At 66.9% G+C, this 22,288-nt stretch carries 16 protein-coding genes; 5 read left to right on the top strand and 11 right to left on the bottom strand.

What is annotated here, in order from left to right; genetic code table 11:
- Positions 1-28: 28 nt before the first annotated feature.
- Positions 29-1,510: a UxaA family hydrolase gene (locus tag AB2M62_RS04830; protein ID WP_404338239.1), complete on the bottom strand. Its 1,482-nt coding sequence runs from the start codon at positions 1,508-1,510 to the stop codon at positions 29-31.
- Between the two features lie 421 nt (positions 1,511-1,931).
- Here AB2M62_RS04830 and AB2M62_RS04825 point away from each other — a divergent pair, with 421 nt between their 5' ends.
- Positions 1,932-4,793, top strand: a complete 2,862-nt coding sequence (locus tag AB2M62_RS04825) for a TonB-dependent receptor (protein ID WP_404338238.1) — start codon at positions 1,932-1,934, stop codon at positions 4,791-4,793.
- Between the two features lie 54 nt (positions 4,794-4,847).
- Here the strand turns inward: AB2M62_RS04825 and AB2M62_RS04820 are convergent, their stop codons facing one another.
- From AB2M62_RS04820 to aceA, 5 genes are all read right to left on the bottom strand, one after another.
- Positions 4,848-6,260, bottom strand: coding sequence for a glycoside hydrolase family 28 protein (locus tag AB2M62_RS04820; RefSeq protein WP_404338237.1), 1,413 nt, complete (start codon positions 6,258-6,260; stop codon positions 4,848-4,850).
- 95 nt (positions 6,261-6,355) lie between these two features.
- Entirely contained in the window at positions 6,356-7,333 is a 978-nt protein-coding gene (locus AB2M62_RS04815; protein ID WP_404338236.1) for an alpha/beta hydrolase, read from the bottom strand.
- Positions 7,334-7,387: 54 nt separating this feature from the next.
- Positions 7,388-9,511 carry a malate synthase G gene (locus AB2M62_RS04810; RefSeq protein WP_404339805.1) on the bottom strand — a complete coding sequence of 708 codons (2,124 nt, stop codon included), beginning with the start codon at positions 9,509-9,511 and terminating at the stop codon, positions 7,388-7,390.
- A gap of 39 nt (positions 9,512-9,550) precedes the next feature.
- Positions 9,551-9,703, bottom strand: a complete 153-nt coding sequence (locus tag AB2M62_RS04805) for a hypothetical protein (protein ID WP_404338235.1) — start codon at positions 9,701-9,703, stop codon at positions 9,551-9,553.
- A gap of 29 nt (positions 9,704-9,732) precedes the next feature.
- On the bottom strand, positions 9,733-11,010 hold the full coding sequence (aceA, locus tag AB2M62_RS04800; protein ID WP_404338234.1) for an isocitrate lyase: 1,278 nt from the start codon (positions 11,008-11,010) through the stop codon (positions 9,733-9,735).
- A 125-nt stretch (positions 11,011-11,135) separates the two neighbouring features.
- Here aceA and AB2M62_RS04795 point away from each other — a divergent pair, with 125 nt between their 5' ends.
- Complete coding sequence (locus AB2M62_RS04795; protein ID WP_404338233.1) at positions 11,136-12,515, top strand: short-chain fatty acyl-CoA regulator family protein; 1,380 nt, start codon at positions 11,136-11,138, stop codon at positions 12,513-12,515.
- Here AB2M62_RS04795 and AB2M62_RS04790 read toward each other — a convergent pair.
- Complete coding sequence (locus AB2M62_RS04790) at positions 12,512-13,747, bottom strand: MFS transporter (RefSeq protein ID WP_404338232.1); 1,236 nt, start codon at positions 13,745-13,747, stop codon at positions 12,512-12,514. The genes AB2M62_RS04795 and AB2M62_RS04790 overlap by 4 nt on opposite strands.
- A complete protein-coding gene (locus tag AB2M62_RS04785; RefSeq protein WP_404338231.1) occupies positions 13,740-14,636 on the bottom strand; it encodes an amidohydrolase family protein in 897 nt (298 codons plus the stop codon). Before AB2M62_RS04785 ends, AB2M62_RS04790 begins: the two co-directional genes overlap by 8 nt.
- 129 nt (positions 14,637-14,765) lie before the next feature.
- Here AB2M62_RS04785 and AB2M62_RS04780 point away from each other — a divergent pair, with 129 nt between their 5' ends.
- From AB2M62_RS04780 to AB2M62_RS04770, 3 genes are all read left to right on the top strand, one after another.
- Entirely contained in the window at positions 14,766-16,223 is a 1,458-nt protein-coding gene (locus AB2M62_RS04780) for a Gfo/Idh/MocA family protein (RefSeq protein ID WP_404338230.1), read from the top strand.
- Between the two features lie 203 nt (positions 16,224-16,426).
- Entirely contained in the window at positions 16,427-17,242 is an 816-nt protein-coding gene (locus tag AB2M62_RS04775; RefSeq protein WP_404338229.1) for an AraC family transcriptional regulator, read from the top strand.
- A 30-nt stretch (positions 17,243-17,272) separates the two neighbouring features.
- Positions 17,273-18,187, top strand: a complete 915-nt coding sequence (locus AB2M62_RS04770) for a lysostaphin resistance A-like protein (protein ID WP_404338228.1) — start codon at positions 17,273-17,275, stop codon at positions 18,185-18,187.
- A gap of 136 nt (positions 18,188-18,323) precedes the next feature.
- Here AB2M62_RS04770 and AB2M62_RS04765 read toward each other — a convergent pair whose 3' ends face one another.
- Genes AB2M62_RS04765 through otsB form a run of 3 tightly spaced genes read right to left on the bottom strand, consistent with a single transcriptional unit; the run spans position 18,324 to position 22,236 of the window.
- Complete coding sequence (locus AB2M62_RS04765) at positions 18,324-19,712, bottom strand: trehalose-6-phosphate synthase (RefSeq protein WP_404338227.1); 1,389 nt, start codon at positions 19,710-19,712, stop codon at positions 18,324-18,326.
- Positions 19,709-21,490, bottom strand: a complete 1,782-nt coding sequence (locus AB2M62_RS04760) for a glycoside hydrolase family 15 protein (protein ID WP_404338226.1) — start codon at positions 21,488-21,490, stop codon at positions 19,709-19,711. Before AB2M62_RS04760 ends, AB2M62_RS04765 begins: the two co-directional genes overlap by 4 nt.
- A complete protein-coding gene (otsB, locus tag AB2M62_RS04755; RefSeq protein WP_404338225.1) occupies positions 21,487-22,236 on the bottom strand; it encodes a trehalose-phosphatase in 750 nt (249 codons plus the stop codon). Before otsB ends, AB2M62_RS04760 begins: the two co-directional genes overlap by 4 nt.
- Positions 22,237-22,288: the final 52 nt, after the last annotated feature.

Raw genomic sequence — 22,288 nt, 5'->3', positions numbered from 1 at the left:
TTTCGTCGTCCTTCTATCGAGTAGCCGGTCACAGGGTCACGCCCCGCTTCCACAAGGCAATTTCGCGTTCGTCGTTGCGCTCGGCGGCGGTTTCGCGGCCCGATGCGACCGCAGTGACGCACTCGAGCAGCGCGCCCGCGGCGTCGTCCATTCCCGAATCGAGCACCGCGCCGGCATCGAAATCGATCCAGCCGGGCTTGCGCTGGGCAAGCGCGCTGTTCGAGGCGATCTTGATCGTCGGCACCGGGAAGCCAAGCGGCGTACCGCGGCCCGTGGTGAACAGGATCACCGTCGCCCCCGCCGCGGCGAGCGCAGTGGAGGAAACCGCGTCGTTCCCCGGCGCTTCGAGCAGGGTGAGCCCCGCACGCCGCAGCCGCGCGCCATAGCGCAGCACGTCGGTCACCGTCGCGCGTCCGCCCTTCTGCACGGCGCCGAGCGACTTCTCCTCCAGCGTGGTGATCCCGCCGGCGATATTGCCCGGCGAGGGGTTTTCCGAAACGGGCTCGCCATGGTCGGTGAAATAGCGCTTGAAACCGTTCACCAGCGCGACGATCCCCTCGAACGTCTCAGCATCGGTGGCGCGATCCATCAGCAATTGCTCGGCCCCGAATATCTCCGGGATCTCGGTGAGCAGCGCCGATCCTCCCGCGGCGGTGACGGCGTCGGCGACGCGGCCGACGAGTGGGTTGGCGGTAAGCCCGCTCAGCCCGTCGGACCCGCCGCATTTTACGCCTACCACCAGCTTCGAGAGCGGCAGCGTCTCGCGCGCGGCGTTACCGGCGAGTGCAACGAGTTCGTCGATCGCCGCCAGTCCCGCTGCGATCTCGTCCTCCGCCTGCTGCGCGGCGACATGGCGTACGAGATGCCGCCGCCCCTCGGGCACCGCGGCAAGCAGGCCACTCAGTTGGTTGGATTCGCAGCCAAGCCCGACGAGCAGCACGCCGCCGGCATTGGGATGGCTGGCGAGCGCGGCGAGCATGTCGCGCGTCGCCGACAAGTCATCGCCGAGCTGCGAGCAGCCAAAGGGGTGCGCAAAGGCATGGACGCCGTCGACCCGCCCGGCATGACGCTGATGGGCAAGCGCCGCGATCTTGGTGGCGGTGCGCCCGACACAGCCGACGCTGGGCAGCACCCAGATCTCGTTGCGGGTGGCGGCGCGGCCATCCTCGCGCAAATAGCCCTGGAAGGTTAGCGCCGACGCCTCCTCGCGCTCCGGCAGGGCGGGGTGATAGGTATAGGCGCCCTGCGCGGCGAGCGCAGTGGCGAGATTGTGCGCATGGACATGCTCGCCCGGCGCGATCGCCACCGTGGCGCGCCCGATCGGGAAGCCGAATTTGAACACCGGCGCCCCCGCCTCGATGGCAACCACCGCGAACTTATGCCCGCGCGCAATATCGGCCTGCACGGTAATGCGGTCGTCGTCGAGCATGACCGCTTCGCCTGCCGTCAGGTCACGCAGCGCCGTGGCGACACTGTCGCGACGATCGATGCGGAGAGCGGATTTGGTCATGCCAGTTCATACTCAGCAGAAGATGGACCAAAGGACCATGCCCCATGAAAACCCCAGAGTCAGTAGCGTTTTCGCCCAATCGGCGGGCTCCGGATAGGTCAGGCCAATCCACAAGCCGACGCCGAGGCGCTGCATCCCTCCCCATTCCACCCGATCGCACGCCGGACTCTCGGAACCGACAAATGCTACCGGTGTCAGGGATCGCCGTCAACTCGCCGCGGCTTTGTTGACAAGCAGCTGGCGGACAGTTAGCGATGTCTGACACCGGTTACCAGGAGACCGGGGGCAAGATCGGCACAAGCCGGCGGCCTGGAGAGGTGAGATCCTGCAACGACGCCATCGCCTCTCGTGAATCCGCGCCGCGCCATCACTGCGTCGCGGCACAATTGCCGTCCCCACGGACGGCCAGAGGGAGGCAAGGATGCGATCGCACGTGACCAATTCGATAGGGCGCCGTCTGGCAGGCGCTTCTGCTGCCGCGCTGGTGCTGGGGATGCTCAGCCCGTCCGCGCACGCGCAGGACGCGGCCCAGCCCGGCGCCAATGACGCACAACAGGCCGATACGCCCACGCAGGAAGAGGAGGAGATCGTCGTCTCCGGCTTCCGCCAGTCGCTTCAGGCCGCGCTGAACGTCAAGCGCGACTCGGTCTCCGCGGTCGACGCGGTGATCGCCGAGGACATCGCCAAATTCCCCGACCAGAACCTTGCCGAATTGCTCCAGCGCATTCCCGGCATCTCGATCCAGCGCGACGGCGGCGAGGGCCGCGCGATCACCGTACGCGGCCTCAGCGCGCAATTCACCCGCGTCCGCGTCAACGGACTCGAGACGATCACCACCACCGCCGACGGCGCCAGCGCCAATCGCGAACGCGCCTTCGACTTCAACGTCTTCGCTTCCGAACTGTTCAGCTCGCTGGTGGTGCACAAGACCGCCGAAGCCTCGCTCGACGAAGGCTCGCTGGGCGCCGTTGTCGATCTCAACACCGGTAATCCGCTGGGCGGCAAGACGGGCATCACCTTCGTCGCCTCGGCGCAAGGCAGCTACAACGACCTTTCCAAGAATTGGGGTCCGCGGCTTGCCGGCCTCGTCTCGTGGAAATCGCCCGACGGAACCTTCGGCGTCTCGCTCTCGGGCGCCTACCAGAAGTCCGACACGCTCGAGCTGGGCAACAACACGGTGCGCTGGGCACAGGCGCGCTTCGACAGCGTCAATGGCACCAATTGCTGGACGACGGCGAACAGCGGCGGCACCTATGTGCCGAGCGCCGCGTGCAACCAGGCCGCCCTCTCCTTCCATCCCCGCATCCCGCGCTATGGCGAAGTGCGGCACGATCGCGAGCGGCTGGGCCTGACCGGCAGCGTGCAATGGGCACCCACCGACGCGACCAAGATCTCGATCGACGGCCTCTATTCGCGCTTCAAGGAGACGCGCGAAGAAAAATGGGGCGAAGTGCTGCTCCGCTCGAACGAGCGCTCGATCAACGTCGTCAACCCGGTCTATGACGGCAACAACAACATGATCTCGGCGACGCTCAACGATGCCTGGGTGCGGACCGAGCATTACAAGCGCGATTCGACCACCGAATTCTATCAGGTCGGCGCCAGCTGGGATCAGGATCTCGGCGAGGATTTCCGTTTCACGCTGCTGGGCGGCATCTCCAAGTCCGATGCCGATATTCCCCGCGAGACCACCTTCGTCTTCGACGACCGCGACGCGCAGGGCTATCAATATGATTACACCGACATGCGCTCGCCCAAGCTCGCCTTCGGCACCAGCGTCACCGATCCGTCTAGCTTCCAGCTTGCCGAGATCCGCGACCGCCCGTCGAACACCACCAACAAGTTCAAGACCGCGCAGCTGCGTACCGAATGGGACGCGACCGAAGGATTCACGGTCAAGCTGGGCGGCGTCTATCGCCGCTTCGACTATGAACTGACGGCCTATCAGCGCGACACCGCCGTGTGCGGCAATGGCGGGCTCGATCTGGTGCTGCGCCAGATCACCTGCTCGCCCACGTCGCTGTTCGGCCCCACCGCCGTCTATGGCTTCGCGGCGACGCCGGCGCTTTCCGAACTGGTCGAGCTCGGCAATGCCGGCCAGCCTTCGGGCAATTCGAACAGCTGGCTGGTCCCCAATATCGATGCCGCAGCGGCGTTTACCGGGCTCTACACCCGGCCGCTGCTGCTCGACACCGGCAACAATCGCAGCGTCACCGAGCAGGTGAAGGGCGGGTACCTCCAGTTCGATGCCGACGGGTCGGTGCTGGGGATCAACGTCCGGGTCAACGCCGGCATCCGCTATGTCCGCACCGATCAGCGCTCGACCGGGATCAACAGTGGCACCGTGGTGACCGTGAAGCGCGACTATGAGGATTTCCTGCCCTCGGCCAATCTTGCCGCGGACCTGACCTCGAACCTCGTCTTCCGCGCCTCGATCGCCAATGTGATGACGCGCCCGCTGCTCGCCAACCTCACCCCGGGCGGATCGGCCGACGGCTTCAACTTCCGCGTGACCTTCGGCAATCCCGATCTCCAGCCCTATCGCGCCACTGCGTATGACGCGGCACTGGAATGGTATTTCGCGCCGCAATCGATCTTCTCGGTCGCGGTGTTCCAGAAGGACATTCAGAGCTTCCCGGTGGCGAGCTCGCGGACCGACACCTTCCTGTCGACCGGGCTGCCCAGCTCGGTGCTGGTCTCGTCGTCACCGGCGGCGCTCAATCCCGCGCTGCTCGCCCAGCCGATCTGGACGATTCAGACGACGATCAACGGCACCGGCGCGAACCTGAAGGGCGTCGAAGTCGCGCTGCAGGCGCCGTTCCGCTTCCTGCCCGGCTTCCTCAAGAACTTCGGCGGCATCGTCAATGCGAGCTTCATCGACTCCTCGGCGATCTACCAGCAGGGCACGCCGGCGACGACGCCGGGCGGCGGCAACGTCAACCAGCCGTTCGAATCGACGCTCTACGGCCTGTCCAAGCGCGCCTATAACGCGACCCTCTATTACGAGGACGGCAGGTTCAGCGCGCGCGGCTCGATCAGCTATCGCGGACCCTATGCCGATCAGGGCTCGGCGACCGGCAACGTCTTCGAGGGCTATAATGCAATCACCAATGTCGACGCGTCGATCCGCTACCGGATCACCGACAATGTCGAGCTGTCGCTGGAAGGCACCAACCTGACCGACGCCTATCGCGACCGCTATGTCGACCAGACCGCCAACCGGAACTATGAGTACAACCACTTCGGGCGCACGTTCCTGGTCGGCGCGCGCTTCAAGATGTAAGGCGATCCAAATCCGAGCATTGGGGGCGTCGCCGGGTGGCGGCGCCCTTTTTGCTTAGGCGAGGCGCGTCACCCGCTGGCCGTTCACGTGGACATTGTCGAGCCGAAGGCCCGCAGTGTGGCGGATCACGCTGGGCTGGGTGACGCCGTCGAAGCGGCAGTCCTTGAGGGTGATGCCGGTGACCGGCGCGCCGGGCAGTCCCTGGCTGTCGAGCACGCGGGTCGCCTGGGCGGCACGGAGGCGCTCGATCACGATGTTGCGCAATTGGGGCACGAAATGCCCGTTGGCGCCTTCCTCATAATTGAAGTCGCAGGTCACCGCGGCACGGGCGACCTGGCCGACCCGAAGGTCGCGATAATAGAAGTTTTCGAGAAGGCCGCCGCGCAACGCGTTGTTCTTGAAGCGGATCGCATACCAGAGATCCGGGCTGTCCATCGTGCAGCGCTCGGCGAAGATCCAACGCGCGCCGCCCGAGATCTGCGAGCCGACGACCACGCCCCCATGACCCTGTTGCATCCGGCAATCGCGGATCAGGATGTTCTGTGACGGCGTGGCCAGGCGCCGCCCATCCTCGTTGCGGCCCGAATTGATCGCGATGCAATCGTCGCCGGTGTCGAAGGTGCACTGCTCGATCAGCGCGCCGTCGACCAATTCCGGATCGCAGCCATCGTTATTGGGGCCATGGCCCATCACGTCGACGCCGCGGACGATCAAGTTGCGACAGAGCACCGGGTGGATCTGCCAGAACGGCGCGCCGCGCAGCTTGACGCCCTCGATCAGAACGTTGTCGCAGTCATAGGGCTGGATAAAGGCGGGCCGCAGATAATGGCCATCGCCAAACACCCGCTTCTCCACCGGCACGCGGTCCTCGGCCATCTGGAACAGCATTGCGCGCGCCTTGCGCTGGTCGGGCATGCCTTCGCGCCAGCCGTGATCGAGGGTGCCGCGCCAGGGGCCTTTCCACATCCACCAATGCTGCGCGCTTGCCTGGCCGTCGAGCGTGCCCTTGCCGGTGATTGCGATGTTTTTCTGCCGCCGGGCGTAGACCAGCGGCGAATAGTTCATCAATTCGATCCCCTCCCAGCGGGTGAAGACGATCGGGTAATCGGCAGGATCGGTGCTGAACAACAGCGTCGCGCCCTCGGCGAGGTGCAGGTTGACGTTGGACTTGAGGTGCACCGCGCCGGTGAGAAAGCGCCCGGCGGGCACCAGCACGCGCCCGCCCCCTGCCCGGCTGCACGCCTCGATCGCCGAGGCGATGGCGGCAGTGTTGAGCGTGGTCCCGTCGCCCTTGGCGCCATGTCCCGTGATGTCGAACTCGCGCGCCGGGAAGACCGGTGCCCGGGCATTGCGGGCGATCGCAGCGGCACGCGCCCAGGGATCGGCGGCGGCCCAGGCGGGAACTGGCAGCAACGCGGCGGCAAGGCCGCTGCCCGCATAGCCGAGGATATCGCGCCGCGTGTCCATCTGCCTCTCCTCCAGTGTCCGCGGCCTCGATCGGGCTGCATAGTGACACCGGTTGACAGAATGCCGCGGCACGCCGCCGCGATCAAGCGCGTCGGCTAGCCCGCGATCCCCACGCGCGCCGCCCAGGCAAGGAACAGACCAGGCCAAGGCGCGACGCTCTTGGCGCCGATCTGGCGGATGCCGAAGCCGTGACCGCTATCGGGAAAAAGGTGGGTTTCGGTCGTCACGCCCTTCGCCCGCAGGGCCGCGCGGAAGCGCAGGATGTTTTCCACCGGCACGACGTCGTCGTCCTCGGCATGGAGCAGGAAGCAGGGCGGCGTCTGCGCGGTGACGTTGCGGTCGGCCGAATGCGCCGCGGTGCGCGCGGCATCGGCGTCGGCGCCGATCAGATTGGCACGCGAGCCGGCATGCGTGACGCCGGGCTCCATCGAGATCACCGGATAGATCGGTGCAGCGGCATCAGGCCGCGCCGAAAGCCCGTCGGCAGCGTCGACGGGCTCATAAACGCGCGCGGCAAAGCGCGTGGCGAGATCGGCGCAGAGATGCCCGCCGGCCGAAAAGCCCATTGCGCCGACGCGCTTGGCGTCGATGCCGTATTTGCCGGCATGCGCGCGGATCAGCCGTATCGCGCGCTGCGCGTCGGAGAGCGGCGTGTCGGCGGGGTTGGCCCAGCCCTCGGCCGGCAGGCGATAGGTCAGCACGAAGCAGGTGATGCCCTGCCCGGCGAGCCAGCGCGCAACTTCATTGCCTTCCTTGTCGACCACCACGTCGGTGTAGCCGCCACCCGGCATGATGAGCATCGCGCCACCATTGGGCCTGGCCGCGCGAAACACTTCGATGCTCGGACGCGCGATGCCGCTGAGCACGCGATCCTGAACCGCGGGATCCTTGCTATAGCTGTCGACCTTCAAGACGGGCGGCCTGGCGGGCATGCCGGGCGCGCCCTTGGGCCATAGCGCGATCGTTTCGGTGGCCGGTGCAGGTGCGGCGCGTGCGCCGGTAGCGCTCAGCCCGGCGACCGCCAGCCCGGCAAGCAGCGCGGTGCGCCGATCGATTGCACCCTGATCCTCCACTGCCCTCTCCCTCGGCTCGAACGGCAGCACGGGTGCCGCCGCCAGGGAGCCAAGTCAATCGCGCGCCTTGGCCTGGGCGCGAAAGGCGTGGAGCAGCGGCTCGGTATAGCCATTGGGCTGCGCCGCGCCCTGGAAGACCAGCTCGCGGGCGGCGGCGAGCGCCAGGCTATCGGGGGTGAGCCGGCGATACAGCGGATCGCCGGCGTTCTGCGCATCGACCTTCGCGGCCATCCGCGCAAAGGCCGCATCGATCTCGTCGCGGGTGACCACGCCATGCAGCAGCCAGTTCGCCATATGCTGCGACGAGATGCGCAGCGTCGCGCGATCCTCCATCAGCCCGACATCGTGGATGTCGGGCACCTTGGAGCAGCCCACCCCCTGATCGATCCAGCGCACGACATAGCCAAGGATCCCTTGCGCATTATTGTCGAGCTCCTCGCGGATCTCGTCCGGCGACCAATTGGCGCCTTCGGCTAGCGGAAGGGTGAGCAGCGCGTCGAGCGACGGCACCGGCTCGGCAGCAATCGCCCGCTGGCGATCGAATACGTCGACCTGGTGATAATGGATCGCGTGCAGCGTCGCCGCGGTCGGGCTCGGCACCCAGGCCGTGCTCGCGCCGCTCTGCGGATGCGCGACCTTCGCCTCGAGCATCTCGGCCATGCGATCCGGCGCGGCCCACATGCCCTTGCCGATCTGCGCGCGCCCGGCCAGCCCGCAGGCCAGCGCGATCCGGACATTGCGATCCTCATAGGCCTGGATCCAGCGGCTCGCCTTCATCGCGCCCTTGCGCACCATCGGCCCGGCGCGCAGCGAGGTGTGGATCTCGTCGCCGGTGCGATCGAGAAAGCCGGTGTTGACGAAGACGATGCGGTGGCGGACGGCATGGATGCACGCGGCGAGATTGGCCGAGGTGCGGCGCTCCTCGTCCATCACGCCGATCTTGATGCTGTGCCGCGGCAGCGCCAGCAGGTCCTCGACTGCGTCGAACAGGTCGTTGGTGAACGCCGCTTCGTCGGGCCCGTGCATCTTGGGCTTGACGATATAGACCGAGCCGGCACGGCTGTTGCGGCGCGCCCCGCGGCGATCGTGCAGCGCGATCAGCGCGGTGACGATCGCGTCGAGAATGCCCTCGGGCGCCTCGCTGCCATCGGGCAGCACCACCGCGGGCGTGGTCATCAGATGCCCGACATTGCGCACGAACAGCAGCGAGCGGCCGGGCAGCGTCAGCGCGCTGCCGTCCGGGGCGATATAGGCGCGGTCCTCCGCCAGGCTGCGCGTGACGGTGCGCCCGCCTTTCTCGAAGCGCGCCGTCAGATCGCCGCGCATCAGCCCGAGCCAATTGGCATAGGCGGCAACCTTGTCCTCGGCATCGATCGCCGCGATCGAATCCTCGAGATCGGCGATCGTGGTGATCGCCGCTTCGAGCACCACATCGACCACGCCCGCAGGGTCGCGACCACCGACCGGATGCGTGCGATCGATCACCAGCTCGATATGGAGGCCATGGTGGCGCAGCAGCACCGCCTCGGGCGCAGCGGGGTCGCCACGATAGCCCGCAAATGCCGAGGGATCGGCCAGCGCGGGCACCAGCGCGCCGTGCTCAACGGCATAGCGCTCGACATCGCCATGGCCGCCCGCAACGAGCGGCACCACCTGATCGAGAAACGCCTTGGCAGCGGCAACGACCTGCGCGCCGCGCGCTGCATCATAGCCGGGGCCCTGCGGCGCGCCGGGCAGTGCATCGGTGCCATATAGCGCATCGTAAAGACTGCCCCAGCGCGCATTCGCCGCGTTGAGCAGGAAGCGCGCATTGAGGATCGGCACGACGAGCTGCGGGCCCGCGACAGTCGCGATCTCGGCATCGACCTCCACCGTGTCCGCTACGAACGGCGCGGGTTCGGGGACGAGATAGCCGATCTCGCGCAACATTGCCTGATAGGCGGCGTCGTCATGGGGCACGCCCTCGCGCTCGCGATGCCACAGGTCGATCTGCGCCTGCAGCCGGTCGCGCACGCCCAGCAAAGCGCGGTTGCGGGGCGCGAACTCGGCGAAGATCCTGCCCGCCCCCTCCCAGAATGCGTCCGCGGAGAGCTCGAGCCCAGGAAGCACCTCGCGCTCGATAAAGCCGGCAAGCGGGGCTGCGACGCGCAGGCTCGCCCGCGACACCGGATCGCTCATGCCGCTGCCGGCGAGCGCGAGCGCTTCGAGGGTCCGCATTCAGGAAACCCGGCCGAGCCGATGATAGAGGTTCGCATATTTGACCGACTCGGGCTTGTCCTGAATTTCCTTCAGATAGCTGGCGACGGCGGCGCGGAGGAGATTGAAATCCTCCGACGAGAAGACGGCACGGGCGCGTTGCGGTTCACGCATGGCTTTCACTCCTTGATAGGCCTGGGGGTTCAGGCGACGGCGGCGAATTGCGTGGCCTCGGTGGATTCGCCGAGCGCGGTGGTGGAGGCAGTGCCGCCCGAAATCGCTTCGGCGACACGATCGAAATAGCCCGTCCCGACTTCGCGCTGGTGGCGCGTCGCGGTGTAGCCGGCGGGCTCGCTGGCGAATTCGGCCTGTTGCAGTTCCGAATAGGCTGCCATGCCGCGATCGCGATAGCCGCTCGCCAGCTCGAACATCGAATGGTTGAGGCTGTGGAAGCCCGCCAGCGTGACGAACTGGAACTTGTATCCCATCGCGCCCAGTTCGCGCTGGAACTTGGCGATCGTGGCGGGATCGAGCTTGGCCTGCCAATTGAAGCTGGGCGAGCAATTATAGGCCATCATCTTGCCGGGATGGGCCTTCTGCACGGCCTCGGCGAAGCGCCTGGCATCGTCGAGATTGGGATGGCTCGTCTCCCACCAGATCAGATCGGCATGTTCGGCAAAGGCGATGCCGCGCTTGATGCAGTGATCGACGCCGGTGCCTTCGCGCAGGCGGAAGAACCCCTCCGAAGTGCGTTCGCCGGTCAGCCATTCGCGGTCGCGCTCGTCGACATCGGAGGTGATCAGCTTGGCGCTTTCCGCGTCGGTGCGCGCGACCAGGACGGTCGGCACGCCGCAGACATCCGCCGCCAGCCGCGCCGCATTGAGGTTGCGGATATGCGCCTGGGTGGGGATCAGCACCTTGCCGCCGAGATGGCCGCACTTCTTCTCCGAAGCGAGCTGGTCCTCGAAATGGACCCCCGCCGCGCCGGCCTCGATATAGGCCTTCATGATCTCGAAGCAGTTGAGCGGCCCGCCAAAGCCGGCCTCGGCATCGGCGACGATCGGCGCGAACCAGTCCCGCTTCGCCCCGCCCTCGGCATGCTCGATCTGGTCGGCGCGCTGCAGCGTCCGATTGATCCGCCGCGCCAGTTCGGGCCCGGCATTGGCCGGATAGAGCGACTGATCGGGGTACATCGCGCCCGCGCTATTGGCGTCGGCGGCGACCTGCCAGCCCGAGAGGTAGATCGCCTTGAGGCCGGCGCGGACCATCTGCATCGCCTGGTTGCCGGTGAGTGCGCCGAGCGCGTTGATATAGTCCTCGCTGCGCAGCAGCTCCCACAGCTTGAGGGCGCCGCGGCGCGCCAGGCTGTGCTCGATCGGGAGCGAGCCGCGCAGCGCCGCCACGTCCTGCGCCGTATAGGTCCGGCGGATGCCGTCGAAACGCCCCGAAGGCGCTGGGACGAGGTCGGTGAAGTCGGTCATGCGGCAGCTCCTTGCGTGCGATGCCGAGACCGTTGCCGGGAGAATTCCAGGCGCGGAAGGACGATTAGTGCGGCGTTGTCACAATATAGATTGTTCATTCTGTAAAATCGTGACACTCTCACTGCATGGCCGAGACCAGCGACCGCAAACTCTATCTGGGCCCGCGCCTGCGGGTGCTTCGCCGCGAGCTCGGCATCAACCAGTCGCGCATGGCCGAGGAGCTGGGCGTCAGCCCGAGCTATCTCAACCATCTCGAGCGCAACCAGCGCCCGCTCACCGCGCAGATGCTGCTGCGGCTCGCCAATACCTATGACATCGACGTGCGCGACTTCGTTGCCGGATCGACCACCGCGATCTCGAACGACCTGCACGAGGCGTTCGCCGATCCGCTGGTCCGCGAGATCGCAGTGCCGCGGCACGAAGTGATGGAAGTCGCCGAAAATTACCCCGCGGTCGCCGAGGCAGTGACGCGGCTCTATCGCGCGCTCGCCGATCTGCGCCGCGTCCCCGATGCGCTCGACGGCGGCGCGCGCAGCGTCAGCACACCGCTGGAATGGCTGCGCGAGTGCATCGAAGAGCGCCGCAACCATTTCGCCGATCTCGACGCTGCCGCCGAGGCCGTTGCGGCAGAACTGCCCGAAGACCCGGCCGAACTTGGGATCGCGCTACGCGATCGACTGGCGGCGCACGGCGTCGGCGTGCGTATCGTCTCCGAGCGGGTGCTCGGCCACGCCCGCTGGCATTACGACTTCCACCGCCGCCGGCTGATGCTCGCCGAGCGGCTGCCCGATCCGAGCCGGCGGTTCGCGATCGCCTGGCAATTCGCGATGACTGCGCTCGATGCGCCGATCGCCGCGCTGCTCGTCGCCGCACCCGAGGACGCACGCGGGCTGCTGCGCGCCGCGCTCGCCAACTATGCCGCAGCGGCGCTGCTGATGCCCTATGGCCGCTTCCATGCCGCCGCCGAAGAGGCACGCTACGATCTGCCGCTGCTGATGGCGCGGTTCGGTGTGTCGTTCGAGCAGCTGGCGCATCGGCTGACCACGCTGGGCCGCAGCGGCGCGCGCGGCGTGCCCTTCTTCCTCGTCAAGGTCGACGATGCCGGGATCGTCGCCAAGCGCTTCGCCGGCGAGGCCTATCCGTTCGCGCGCACCGGCGGCACCTGCCCGCGCTGGGGGCTGCACCGCGCGAGCGACATGCTGGCCAGCGAGGCGATCGAGACGCCCGACGGCTCCCGCTTCCTGACGCTATACCGCCAGGTGCCGGGATCGAGCGACCCGCGTTCGCTGGCGCGCGCGGCGGTGGCGATCGGGTGCGCGGTCAAGCATGCCGGGCGCATCGTCCATGCCGACGGCGCGCTCGACCGAGTGACCAGCGTGGGCCCGACCTGCCATCTGTGCGAACGCATCGATTGCCCCGATCGCGCGCTCCCGCCGGTCACGCGCGGCCTGGCGATGGACCCGCACCGCCGCGGCGCAGCACCCTACCCCTTCCGCGCGGTCTAGACGCGCTCCGCTTCGAGCTGTTCGAGCGACTTGCCTTCGTTGCGCGGCGCCCAGACCAGGCCGATCGCGGCGCTCACCGCCAGGAAGCCGGTGAGGATCCAGGCCAAGGTGGTGAAGCCGGTGGCGATCACCAGGGGCACGAAGAAGCTCCAGATGCCAAGGCCAATCCGCACGATCGCGAAGGTCACCCCCTGCGCCGTGCTGCGCACCAGCGTCGGAAATTGCTCCGCGCTCCACAGCTGGAAGAAGCTCTGCGCGCCGAAGCCGCCGCCGACCTGCATCAGCAAGATGTGGAGCATCGCGATCGGCAGGGTCAGCGGGAACAAGGCAAGCAGCGCCATGCCGGCGATCTGCATCGCCGCCGATGCGGCGAACAGCAGCCGCTGGTTCACTCGGTCGGCCAACCGCATGAACACGAAATAGATCGACGCCATCGACAGCAGGAATCCGCCCGCCTGCAGCGTCACCGCCATCGCCTGGGTCTGCTCGCCGACGGTGCGCAGGATATAGGGGAAGAAGAAGCCGTTGGTCCCCGCCCACAGGTTCCAGAAGCCATACATGCCGGCAAGGAACAGGATCGACTTGAGGTATTGCGGCTGGAGCAGCACGCGCCAGTCGGCAGGCTCGGCCGCATCGCCGCGCGCCGCCACCCAGCGCTCGGACTCGCGCATCCGCGCGCGCGCCAAAGTGAGCAGCAGCGCCACCACCGCCAGGTGCGCGAACACGATCCGCGCGCCGAGCACGCCATAGGGCTCGAGCAGCAGGAAGGCGACGAGCACCACCACCGGTCCCGAATACCAGAGCACCTGCGCCACCCCGCTATGCCGCCCGCGGCGATCGTCGGGGGCGATCTCGGCGATCAACGACCAGGAAGCGGGAATGTCCGCGCCCACCGCCAGCCCGACCAGCACGAAACCGAGCACGATCATCCAGGGCGCGCTGGCGAACACCAGCCACAACATCCCGAAGGCGTAGAACAGCATGTCGAACTGGTAGATCCGCTTGCGGCCGAACCGGTCGCACAGCACGCCGCCGACCAGCGCGCCGACCCCTGCCGATATGGCGTTGGCGCTGAACGCCGCGATCAGCCCGATAAAGCGGTCGCTCAGCCCATAGTCCGCCTTCCACAGCGCCAGCGCCGCCGACCCCGCGACGATCGAGCCCGCATCGATATAATTGGCAAGCCCGGCAAGCAGCGTGTCGCGCCAGCGCGGCGCCCGCGCGTCAGACATCGAGCCCAAGCCGGTAGATGCGGTTGGCGTTGCGGCCCCACAGCGCGCGGCGCTCGTCCTCGCCGAAATCGGCCACCGCATCGGCGAGCATGCCCAGCGTCGCGTCGAAGCTGCCGAACAGCCGGTCGGTCGGGAAGTCGCTGGCGAACATCGCGCGGTCGCTGCCGAACAGGTCGATCGCCGCGCGCACCCGGTCGCGCACTTGGGCCCCGTCGAGCGGCCTGAACACGAAGCCCATCCCCGAAAGCTTGACCGATACGTTGGGCAGCGCGGCCAGCGCCGCCATCCCCGCGCGCCACTCCGCCGCACCGTCCACGCCCATCCCGGCATGGTTGACGATCACCGGGATCTCGGGATGCCGCGCGATCAGCCGCGCCAGCCCGGCGAACTGCCCCGGATAGGCCTGCAAATCGAACGACAGGCCGTAGTCGCCGAGCAGCGCGAACCCCGCCTGCCAGGCTTCCTCGCCGGTGATGTCGCGCGGCGTATAGGCGCGGGCAGGATCGGCATGCCAGTTGACGATCTGGCGGATGCCGCGGACGCCGCGCCGCGCCGCCTGCGCCGCCAATTGCTGCGCAGCATCGGGCCGCTCGAGCGCAGCAAAGGCGACGATCCCGCTCGGCATCCCGGCATCGTCGGCGACCGCTTGGAGCCAGTCGGTCTCGTCGAGCGCATGGCCCGGATCGGCGCCGGCATCGACATGGACGAGGCCGACGACGTTCCAGCCCGCCGCCTCGCGCCGATAGTCTTCCAGCAGATAGGTCGCAGCAATCGGCGCGACGCTGCCATTGGGGCCATCGTCGTCGAACGGGGGCGTTAGCCAGGGATAGTGGATCCGCGCCAGGTCCCAGAGATGGACATGCGCATCGACGAACGGCAACCCGGTCATACCCCTCCTCCCGGCGCCCGGCCGTTACCGATAGCGCCGCGCCCCATCGTGCAACAGCTTTTCCCACGATGCAAATACCGGTAACACATGTTGGGAATCGAAGGCACAAAAGCCAAGAGGGGACAGAGGATGCGCGACGCAGACACGCCAGCACGGCGCGACGTGATCAAGGGGCTGGCGGCCGGGGCCGCGCTCGCCACCGCGCTCGACGCAAACGCCGCCCCAGCCCCCGCCGGCGCGCGCCGCAGCTATGTCTCGGTCGGCGTCGGCAGCCGCAACCGGATGTACCAGGACGCGCTGTGGGGCCCGCACAAGGCGCACGGCGCGCTCGTCGCCGCCTGCGACACCAACCCCGGCCGGCTCGATTATGTCGCGCGCCGCGCCGCCCAGGCCGGCGCCCCTGCCCCCAAGCCCTATCTCGCCGTCGATTTCGACAGGATGCTGCGCGACCACAAGCCCGACACGGTGATCGTCACCCCGCCCGATGCGTTTCACGACGACTATATCGTCCGCGCGCTCGATGCCGGCTGCGACGTCATCACCGAAAAGCCGATGACCACCACCGCCGCCAAGGCGCAGCGCATCCTCGATGCGGTGAAGCGCAGCGGCCGCCACATCCGCGTGACCTTCAACTATCGCTATTCGCCCTATCGCAGCCAGGTGAAAGACCTGCTGATGTCGGGCGAGATCGGCGACATCCTCTCGGTCGATTTCCACTGGCTGCTCAACACCGTCCACGGCGCCGATTATTTCCGCCGCTGGCATTCGAACAAGGCGATCTCCGGCGGCCTCATGGTCCACAAGGCGACGCACCATTTCGATCTGGTCAACTGGTGGCTGTCGGACATGCCGGTGAGCGTCAATGCCACCGGCAAGCGCGAATTCTACACCCCCGAAATGGCGCGCCGCTTCGGCCTGACCGGCCCGCACCAGCGCTGCCACACCTGCCCGGAGGCCGCCGCGTGCAGCTTCTTCTTCGATCTTGCCGAGGACCCCGCGCTGAAAGCCATGTACCTCGATGCCGAGAAATATGACGGCTATCACCGCGATCAGTGCGTCTGGCGCCCGGAGATCAGCATCGAGGATACGATGAACGTCATCGTCGGCTATGCCGGCGGCACGACGCTGAGCTACAGCCTCAACGCGTTCAATGCCTGGGAAGGCTATACCGTCGCGTTCAACGGCACCCGCGGCCGGCTCGAGCACAGCGTCGTCGAAAAGGCGCTGGTCGCCGGCGCCACCAACGATCTCGGCGGCGACCAGATCACCACCCGGATCATCCCGATGCGCGGCCCCCCGCGCGACATCGAGCCCTGGACCGGCGCCGGCGGCCATGGCGGAGGCGACGGCGTGATGCTCGCCGACATCTTCGATCCCGCCGCCCCCCGCGACAAACTGATGCGCGCCGCCGACGAACGCGGCGGCGCCGCCTCCTGCCTGATCGGCATCGCCGCCGACCGCTGCTTCGAGACCGGCCAGCCGGTCAGGATCGCCGATCTGGTGACGGGGCTGGAGCGGCCGGTGCTGCCCAAGATGCCGGGCCACGGCGCACGCGTGCCGATGCCGGAGCGGGTGAAGCAGGTTTGAGGGGTAAGGGCCGCAATGCGCCCAATCGCCGCCGTTCTGCTGTATCGCCTGGATGCCCGAAGTGGACGCACCTTAAACTTAAGGGGCGAACGGCCGTGACCTACCCAGATGCGGACATGGACGAAATCTATCCAGGCATGGCCGCCAGTTCGTTCGACGACCGAGACGCTTGCGAACGTTCGGTCCAGGCACAATAAGATTGAATGCAGTCCGACGCGGAAAATCGGGATATCGGCCCGTCTGGGTCCAAGGTTGAGCTGATTGAAGCGAAGCTTCGCATTGGTGCATTTTCGCCGCATCGTCACGACACCTATACGATCGCAGTGACCACTGCCGGCGTGCAGTCGTTCAACTATCGCGGCGATCGGTGGCGGTCGCTGCCCGGGCAAGTGATGATCCTGCATCCGGACGAAGTGCACGATGGATATTGTTGCGACCAAACCGGCTTTTCCTATCGGGCAGCCTATCTGCCGCCTGCCCATGTCCAGACCGTGATCGGCGGAGCCGCGTTGCCGTTTCTATCGGAAGGGGTTTCAACCGACGCCGATCTGGTCGGTTCGGCGCTTCGCCTGATTGCAATTTGTTCTGCCGAGCATGAGCCGTTCGGCTACCAGGACGCACTGCACCAGCTCGTGTCTGCTATGCAGCGCTGCGAAGGGGGCCCGCCGACCAAGCAGACGATGAATCGTGAAGCTGTCATGCGGGTCCGCGAATTCCTCGACAGCGTGCCAGAACCGGGGACCAGCCTAGAAAAGCTGGAAGGAATCGCTGGTTATGACCGCTGGCAGCTTTCGCGTGACTTCCGCTCGCTGTTAGGAACCAGTCCATATCGCTATCTGCAATGCCGCAGACTTGAGCGCGCCAGACAGCTGCTGCGCAGCGGGCTTGGCTTTGCCGCAGCTGCCCACGAGGCCGGGTTTGCGGATCAAAGCCACTTTGGCAGAGTTTTCAGGCGGACTTTTGGGACTACGCCATTGGCCTGGCACCGGGACGATCAGCTTCGCACAATCATTCTATAGCCGGGCCCGCCTCAGGGCTAACGGAACAGAATGATACAGACGATCTTTTCACCCGAACCGCATCGCGGCTGGCTGCCCTGGGCCTGGCTTTCGCCAATCGTCTGCATCTTGCTGGTCGGGTTCTCCAGCGTTCCGCTCGATTTTGGCCTTGAATGGCTAGGCTTGGTCAATTCCAAGGGCGCGCCACTTTCCTCGTTCGGATTTTGCCTGTTTCTGCTGCTACCGTTCGTGGCGATGGGAGCGGCCGTCTGGGCCTGGTCCCGGTTCGTCGAGCGTCGCGACCTGCCGACCCTGGGTTTGACCGGGGCACATCCGCTGCGCAACCACTTGGCAGGACTGACGGTAGGCATTGGAATGATGGCCTTGGCGATCATTTCGATCTGGCTCGCCGGGGGCTATGTCAGCAAAGATGTCCTTCCCGCCTTTTCCTCTCCTGCATCCCTGTTCTGGATAGCAATTCTGCTGGCCTGCTTTGTTTTCCAATCGGGCGTGGAGGAGTTCATCTTTCGCGGCTGGCTGCTCTCTACGGCGACGCGCCGCTGGAACCTGGTGGCGGGATTCATCGCCAGTTCGACCGCTTTCACATTTCTTCACTTTTCACCGCATCAGCCGGTCCGCGAAATCGTCATGGCGTTCACATTCGGACTGTTTGCTTGCGCCTGGGCGTGGCGTGCGGGCAGCATTTGGGGTGTGATGGGATGGCATGCAGGCTGGAACTGGTTCGCCGGGGTGGGTTTTGCCGTGCCGATAACCGGATTCGATCTGCATCTACCGGCATTGCTTGTGCAGCTTGTGCCGGTTGGTCCGATAGATTTGACCGGCGGCCCGGCCGGGCCGGAAAGCAGTCTTCTGACGATCGGCATGCTGGCTGTGGCCACGCTGCTCCTGTTGCTATGGCCTAGGCAATTGGCTGAAAAGTCTCGCATGCCCCTCGAAGAAGAGTGACGGCAAGGTCCAGTCTGGACCAATCGCAGCGGCTTTGAAGGGCAGGCCAGACTATCGGCGTTCCTCCGCACGCTGCCTGCACCCGGCAGCGCGCCATAGCGGCGCCCCTTGCAGCCTTCCGTCGGCGCGGACGCGCTCAGACCGGCTCGGGCACCGCCATCAGCGCGTCGGCGAAGCGCTTGCGCCACCAGATCACGTCTTCCTGCTCGACCCCGTCCATCAGCGCGCGCCAGCGCGCGATGCGCTCGTCGCGCGGCATGCGCAGCGCCAGCAGGATCGCGTCGGAGACTTCCTCGACGCTGTACGGGTTGACCAGCACCGCCTGCTCCATCTGCACCGCGGCGCCGGCGAAGCGCGAGAGGATCAGCACGCCGGGATCCTCGGGGTCCTGCGCGGCGACATATTCCTTGGCGACGAGGTTCATCCCGTCGCGCAAGGGGGTGACCAGCCCGATCCGGGCGGCGCGGTAGACCCCGGCGAGCACGTCGCGCGGATAGCCCTGGTTGACGTAGCGGATCGGCACCCAATCGAGATCGGCATGCGCGCCGTTGATCCGGCCGGACACGCCCTCCAGCCCGCTGCGGATGCGCTGATAGCTCTCGACCGAAGCGCGCGAAGGCGGCGCGATCTGGAGCAGGAACACTTCCTTGCGCTCGGCCGGGTTCTCGTTGAGGAACCGCTCATACGCCAGGAAACGCTCCTCCAGCCCCTTGGAATAATCGAGCCGGTCGACCCCGACGATCATCGTGCGCCCATCGGCGCTACGGCGCATCTGCTCGTACGAATCACGGGCCTTGTCGCTGGCGGCGAGCGCGGCGAACTCGGTGGCGTCGATGCCGATCGGCGCGACGACCAGCTGGACGCTCTTGTAGCCGATACGCAGCACGCCGCCGGGCGAGACGACCGCCTCCATCTCGGCGCGGGCGAAGTCGATGAACGATTCCATCCATTCCTGCGTGTGGAAGCCGATCACGTCATACGCGAACAGCGTCTCGATCAGCTGGTGCGCCTCGGGCAAGGCCGAGAGCAGGCGCCGCGGTGGCCAGGGGATATGGAGGAAGAAGCCGATCCGGTTGTTCTTGCAGCCGCGCCGGCGCAGTTCCTGGCCGAGCGGGAACATGTGATAGTCCTGCACCCACAGCACGTCGTCGGGCTCGATCAGCGGGCGCACCGTCTCGGCAAAGCGCTCGTTGACCCGCTGGTAGCCGCCGGCGAAGCTGCGCTCGAACTCGGCCAGGTCGATGCGATAATGGAACAACGGCCACAGCGTGCGGTTGGCATAGCCGTTATAATATTCGTCGACGTCCTGCGCCTCGAGGTCGATCGTCGCGGTGGTGACGCCTTCGTTGCGCTGGAAGTTGATCTGGCCGGTGAATTCGTCGGTAAGCTCGCCCGACCAGCCGAACCAGATGCCGCCCATCTCGCGCAGCGCCGCCTGGAGCGCGACGGCCAGCCCGCCCTGCGCGCCGGACGTCGAACCATCGGGGGCACTGACGCGGTTGGAGATGACGATCAATCGGCTCAACGGATGGAACTCCAGGGTTTGCTCAGCAGGACGGCGCAGTTGATCATGCCGACCAGCGAATAGGTTTGCGGGTAATTGCCCCACAGCTCGCCGGTGATCGGGTCGATATCCTCGGAGAGCAGGCCCGCGGCGGTGCGCCGGGTCAGCATCTCCTCGAACAGCGCGCGCGCCTCGTCGCTGCGGCCGGTGAAGTGCAGCGCCTCGATCAGCCAGAAGGTGCAGACGTTGAACGCGGTTTCGGGCAGGCCGAAATCATCCTCGGTGGCATAGCGCAGCATGTACGAGCCGCGGCGCAGCCCGGCCTCGACCGCGTTGAGCGTGTCGATGAAGCGCGGATCGTCGGGGGCGAGAAAGCGCAGCTCGAGCAGCTGGATCACGCTGGCGTCGAGATCGTCGCCCGAGAAGGTGGCCGAGAGCCGCCGCGTATCGGGGCGCCAGGCGGCTTCCTCGATCCGGGCGCGGATCTTGTCGGCGCGGTCCTGCCAGAAGGCGCTGCGCGACGGCAGGCCGAGCACCTGCGCGGCATTGGCGAGCCGGTCGCACGCTGCCCAGCACATCGCCGAGCTGTAGGTATGCACCGATTGCCGCGTACGCAGTTCCCACAGCCCGGCATCGGGCTGGTCGTAATGCGCCCAGGCCCGCTCGCCGACGCGTTCGAGCGCCTCGAAATCCTCGATCCCCGATTTGCGGAACAGCCGCTCGTCGAAGAACGCCTGGGTGTTCGACAGCACGATCTGGCCATAGGCGTCGTGCTGGATCTGCTCATAGGCCTGGTTGCCGACGCGCACCGGCCCCATCCCGCGATAGCCCGCCAGCCCGGGCGCGGCGCGCTCCTCCAGCACCGCCTCGCCGAGCACGCCGTAGAGCGGCTGGATGTGCCCACCCTTGGCGCTGTCGACGATGTTGCGGAGGTAGACCAGATAGCCTTCGAGCACGTCGAGCGCGCCCAGCCGGTTGAGCGCCTGCACCGTGTAATAGGCGTCGCGGATCCAGCAGTAGCGATAGTCCCAGTTGCGCTGCGATCCGGCATGTTCGGGCACCGAAGTGGTGAGCGCCGCGACGATCGCGCCGGTCTCCTCATGCTGGCACAGCTTGAGCGTGATCGCCGAGCGGATCACCACGTCCTGCCATTCGAGCGGGATGGCCAAGCCGCGCACCCATTCGCGCCACTCGCCGACGGTGCTCGCCAGCATCGCATCGAGCGTCGGCCCGATATCGCCGGCAAAGCTCTCGTCGGGGCCGAGGAAGAAATGCAGCGTGCCCTCGAGCCGGAACGCGCGCTCCTCATGGACCAGGCCGACCGGGGCGCTGGTGCTCAGCCGCAGCGTCAGCGCATCCATCTCGTAGCGGATATGGTTGGTGCCGCCGATGGCGCGGTGGCAGGTGCCGCCCCAGCCGCAGGTCGGGCGGAGGCGAACCCGGATGCGCGGACTGCCGCTCACCGGCCGGACGATCCGGGCGAAGGCCACCGGGCGGTAGCTGCGCCCCGATCGGCGAAAATAGGGGCAGAAATCGACGATCTCGATCGCATTGCCCGCCGCGTCGGCACAGCGCGTGACCAGCACCGGGGTGTTGCGCAGATATTCCTGCTCAATCGACACGCAGTCTTCGAGATCGATCGCCCAGAGACCGGTGTCGGGGGCCTCGCCGCCGACCAGCGCAGAGAATAGCGGATCGCCGTCGACGCGCGGCGCGCAGCCCCAGACGAATTGGCCAGTGCGATCGACCAGCGCGCTCACCTGGCAGTTGCCGATCGGCCACAAATCGAGATTGGTCATGCCGCAGCCTCCTCCAGCCAGTCGAGCACCGCCGCCACGCCCGACAGTCGATAGCGCGCAGCAGTGGGCCGTTCGTCGCCGATCAGCACCCCGGCACCGCCGAGCAACGCTGCGGCGATGAAGCCAGGCTCGTCGGTATCGTCGTCGCCGAGAAATACGGGGACGGTCCCGGCCATTTCGGGTGAGGCCATCAGCAAGCGCAGCGCCTCGCCCTTGTCGCCGCCGCCGGCACGCAGCTCGATCATCATCTTGCCGGTCTGCAGATAGAGCCCGTGGCGCGCGGCGAGGCCTTGCGCAAGCGCGATGCTATCGGCCTCGGCCTCGGGTTCGCAGCGATAGTGCAGCGCCGCGCCGAGCGGCTTGTCTTCGACCAGCAACCCCGGGCGCGCCGCGGCAAAGGCCCGCATCTCGGCAAGCGCCGTATCGAGCGTCGGCGGCCGCGGGGCGAGCGCGGTACGGCCATCGGGATAGAGGAATTCGAGGCCATGACTGCCCGCCACGGTGAACCGCGGCGCATCGAACAGCGCTCGTACCTGCCCGGCGCCTCGGCCGGTGATCAGCGCCAAGCGGCCGTCCAAACGGTCATGGAGCCGCTCCATCAGCGTAGCCAGGCGCGTATCGACCCGGACCGAATCCGGACGCGCAGCGAGCTCGACGAGCGTGCCGTCAAAGTCCAGGAACAGGCTCGCGTCCGCAAGCAATTCGATCGGTGGCGCAGCGAGCGCATCCACCTCGAGAGACTCCATTTTCAATCCCCACCGCCGCCCGCTTGCGCCGGCTCGTTGCTTGAGGGACGAT

Source organism: Sphingomonas sp. MMS12-HWE2-04 (assembly GCF_044881185.1).
Lineage (GTDB): Bacteria > Pseudomonadota > Alphaproteobacteria > Sphingomonadales > Sphingomonadaceae > Sphingomonas.
Note: the sequence above shows the minus strand (reverse complement) of the source record. Positions and strands in the feature narration are given on the sequence as shown.

Bases quoted from the DNA above. Each gene is read 5' to 3' on its own strand.
- AB2M62_RS04830 (WP_404338239.1), bottom strand. From the start codon at position 1,510: ATGACCAAATCCGCTCTCCGCATCGATCGTCGCGACAGTGTCGCCACG.
- AB2M62_RS04825 (WP_404338238.1), top strand. From the start codon at position 1,932: ATGCGATCGCACGTGACCAATTCGATAGGGCGCCGTCTGGCAGGCGCT.
- AB2M62_RS04820 (WP_404338237.1), bottom strand. From the start codon at position 6,260: ATGGACACGCGGCGCGATATCCTCGGCTATGCGGGCAGCGGCCTTGCC.
- AB2M62_RS04810 (WP_404339805.1), bottom strand. From the start codon at position 9,511: ATGAGCGATCCGGTGTCGCGGGCGAGCCTGCGCGTCGCAGCCCCGCTT.
- AB2M62_RS04805 (WP_404338235.1), bottom strand. From the start codon at position 9,703: ATGCGTGAACCGCAACGCGCCCGTGCCGTCTTCTCGTCGGAGGATTTC.
- aceA (WP_404338234.1), bottom strand. From the start codon at position 11,010: ATGACCGACTTCACCGACCTCGTCCCAGCGCCTTCGGGGCGTTTCGAC.
- AB2M62_RS04795 (WP_404338233.1), top strand. From the start codon at position 11,136: ATGGCCGAGACCAGCGACCGCAAACTCTATCTGGGCCCGCGCCTGCGG.
- AB2M62_RS04790 (WP_404338232.1), bottom strand. From the start codon at position 13,747: ATGTCTGACGCGCGGGCGCCGCGCTGGCGCGACACGCTGCTTGCCGGG.
- AB2M62_RS04785 (WP_404338231.1), bottom strand. From the start codon at position 14,636: ATGACCGGGTTGCCGTTCGTCGATGCGCATGTCCATCTCTGGGACCTG.
- AB2M62_RS04780 (WP_404338230.1), top strand. From the start codon at position 14,766: ATGCGCGACGCAGACACGCCAGCACGGCGCGACGTGATCAAGGGGCTG.
- AB2M62_RS04775 (WP_404338229.1), top strand. From the start codon at position 16,427: ATGCAGTCCGACGCGGAAAATCGGGATATCGGCCCGTCTGGGTCCAAG.
- AB2M62_RS04770 (WP_404338228.1), top strand. From the start codon at position 17,273: ATGATACAGACGATCTTTTCACCCGAACCGCATCGCGGCTGGCTGCCC.
- AB2M62_RS04760 (WP_404338226.1), bottom strand. From the start codon at position 21,490: ATGACCAATCTCGATTTGTGGCCGATCGGCAACTGCCAGGTGAGCGCG.
- otsB (WP_404338225.1), bottom strand. From the start codon at position 22,236: ATGGAGTCTCTCGAGGTGGATGCGCTCGCTGCGCCACCGATCGAATTG.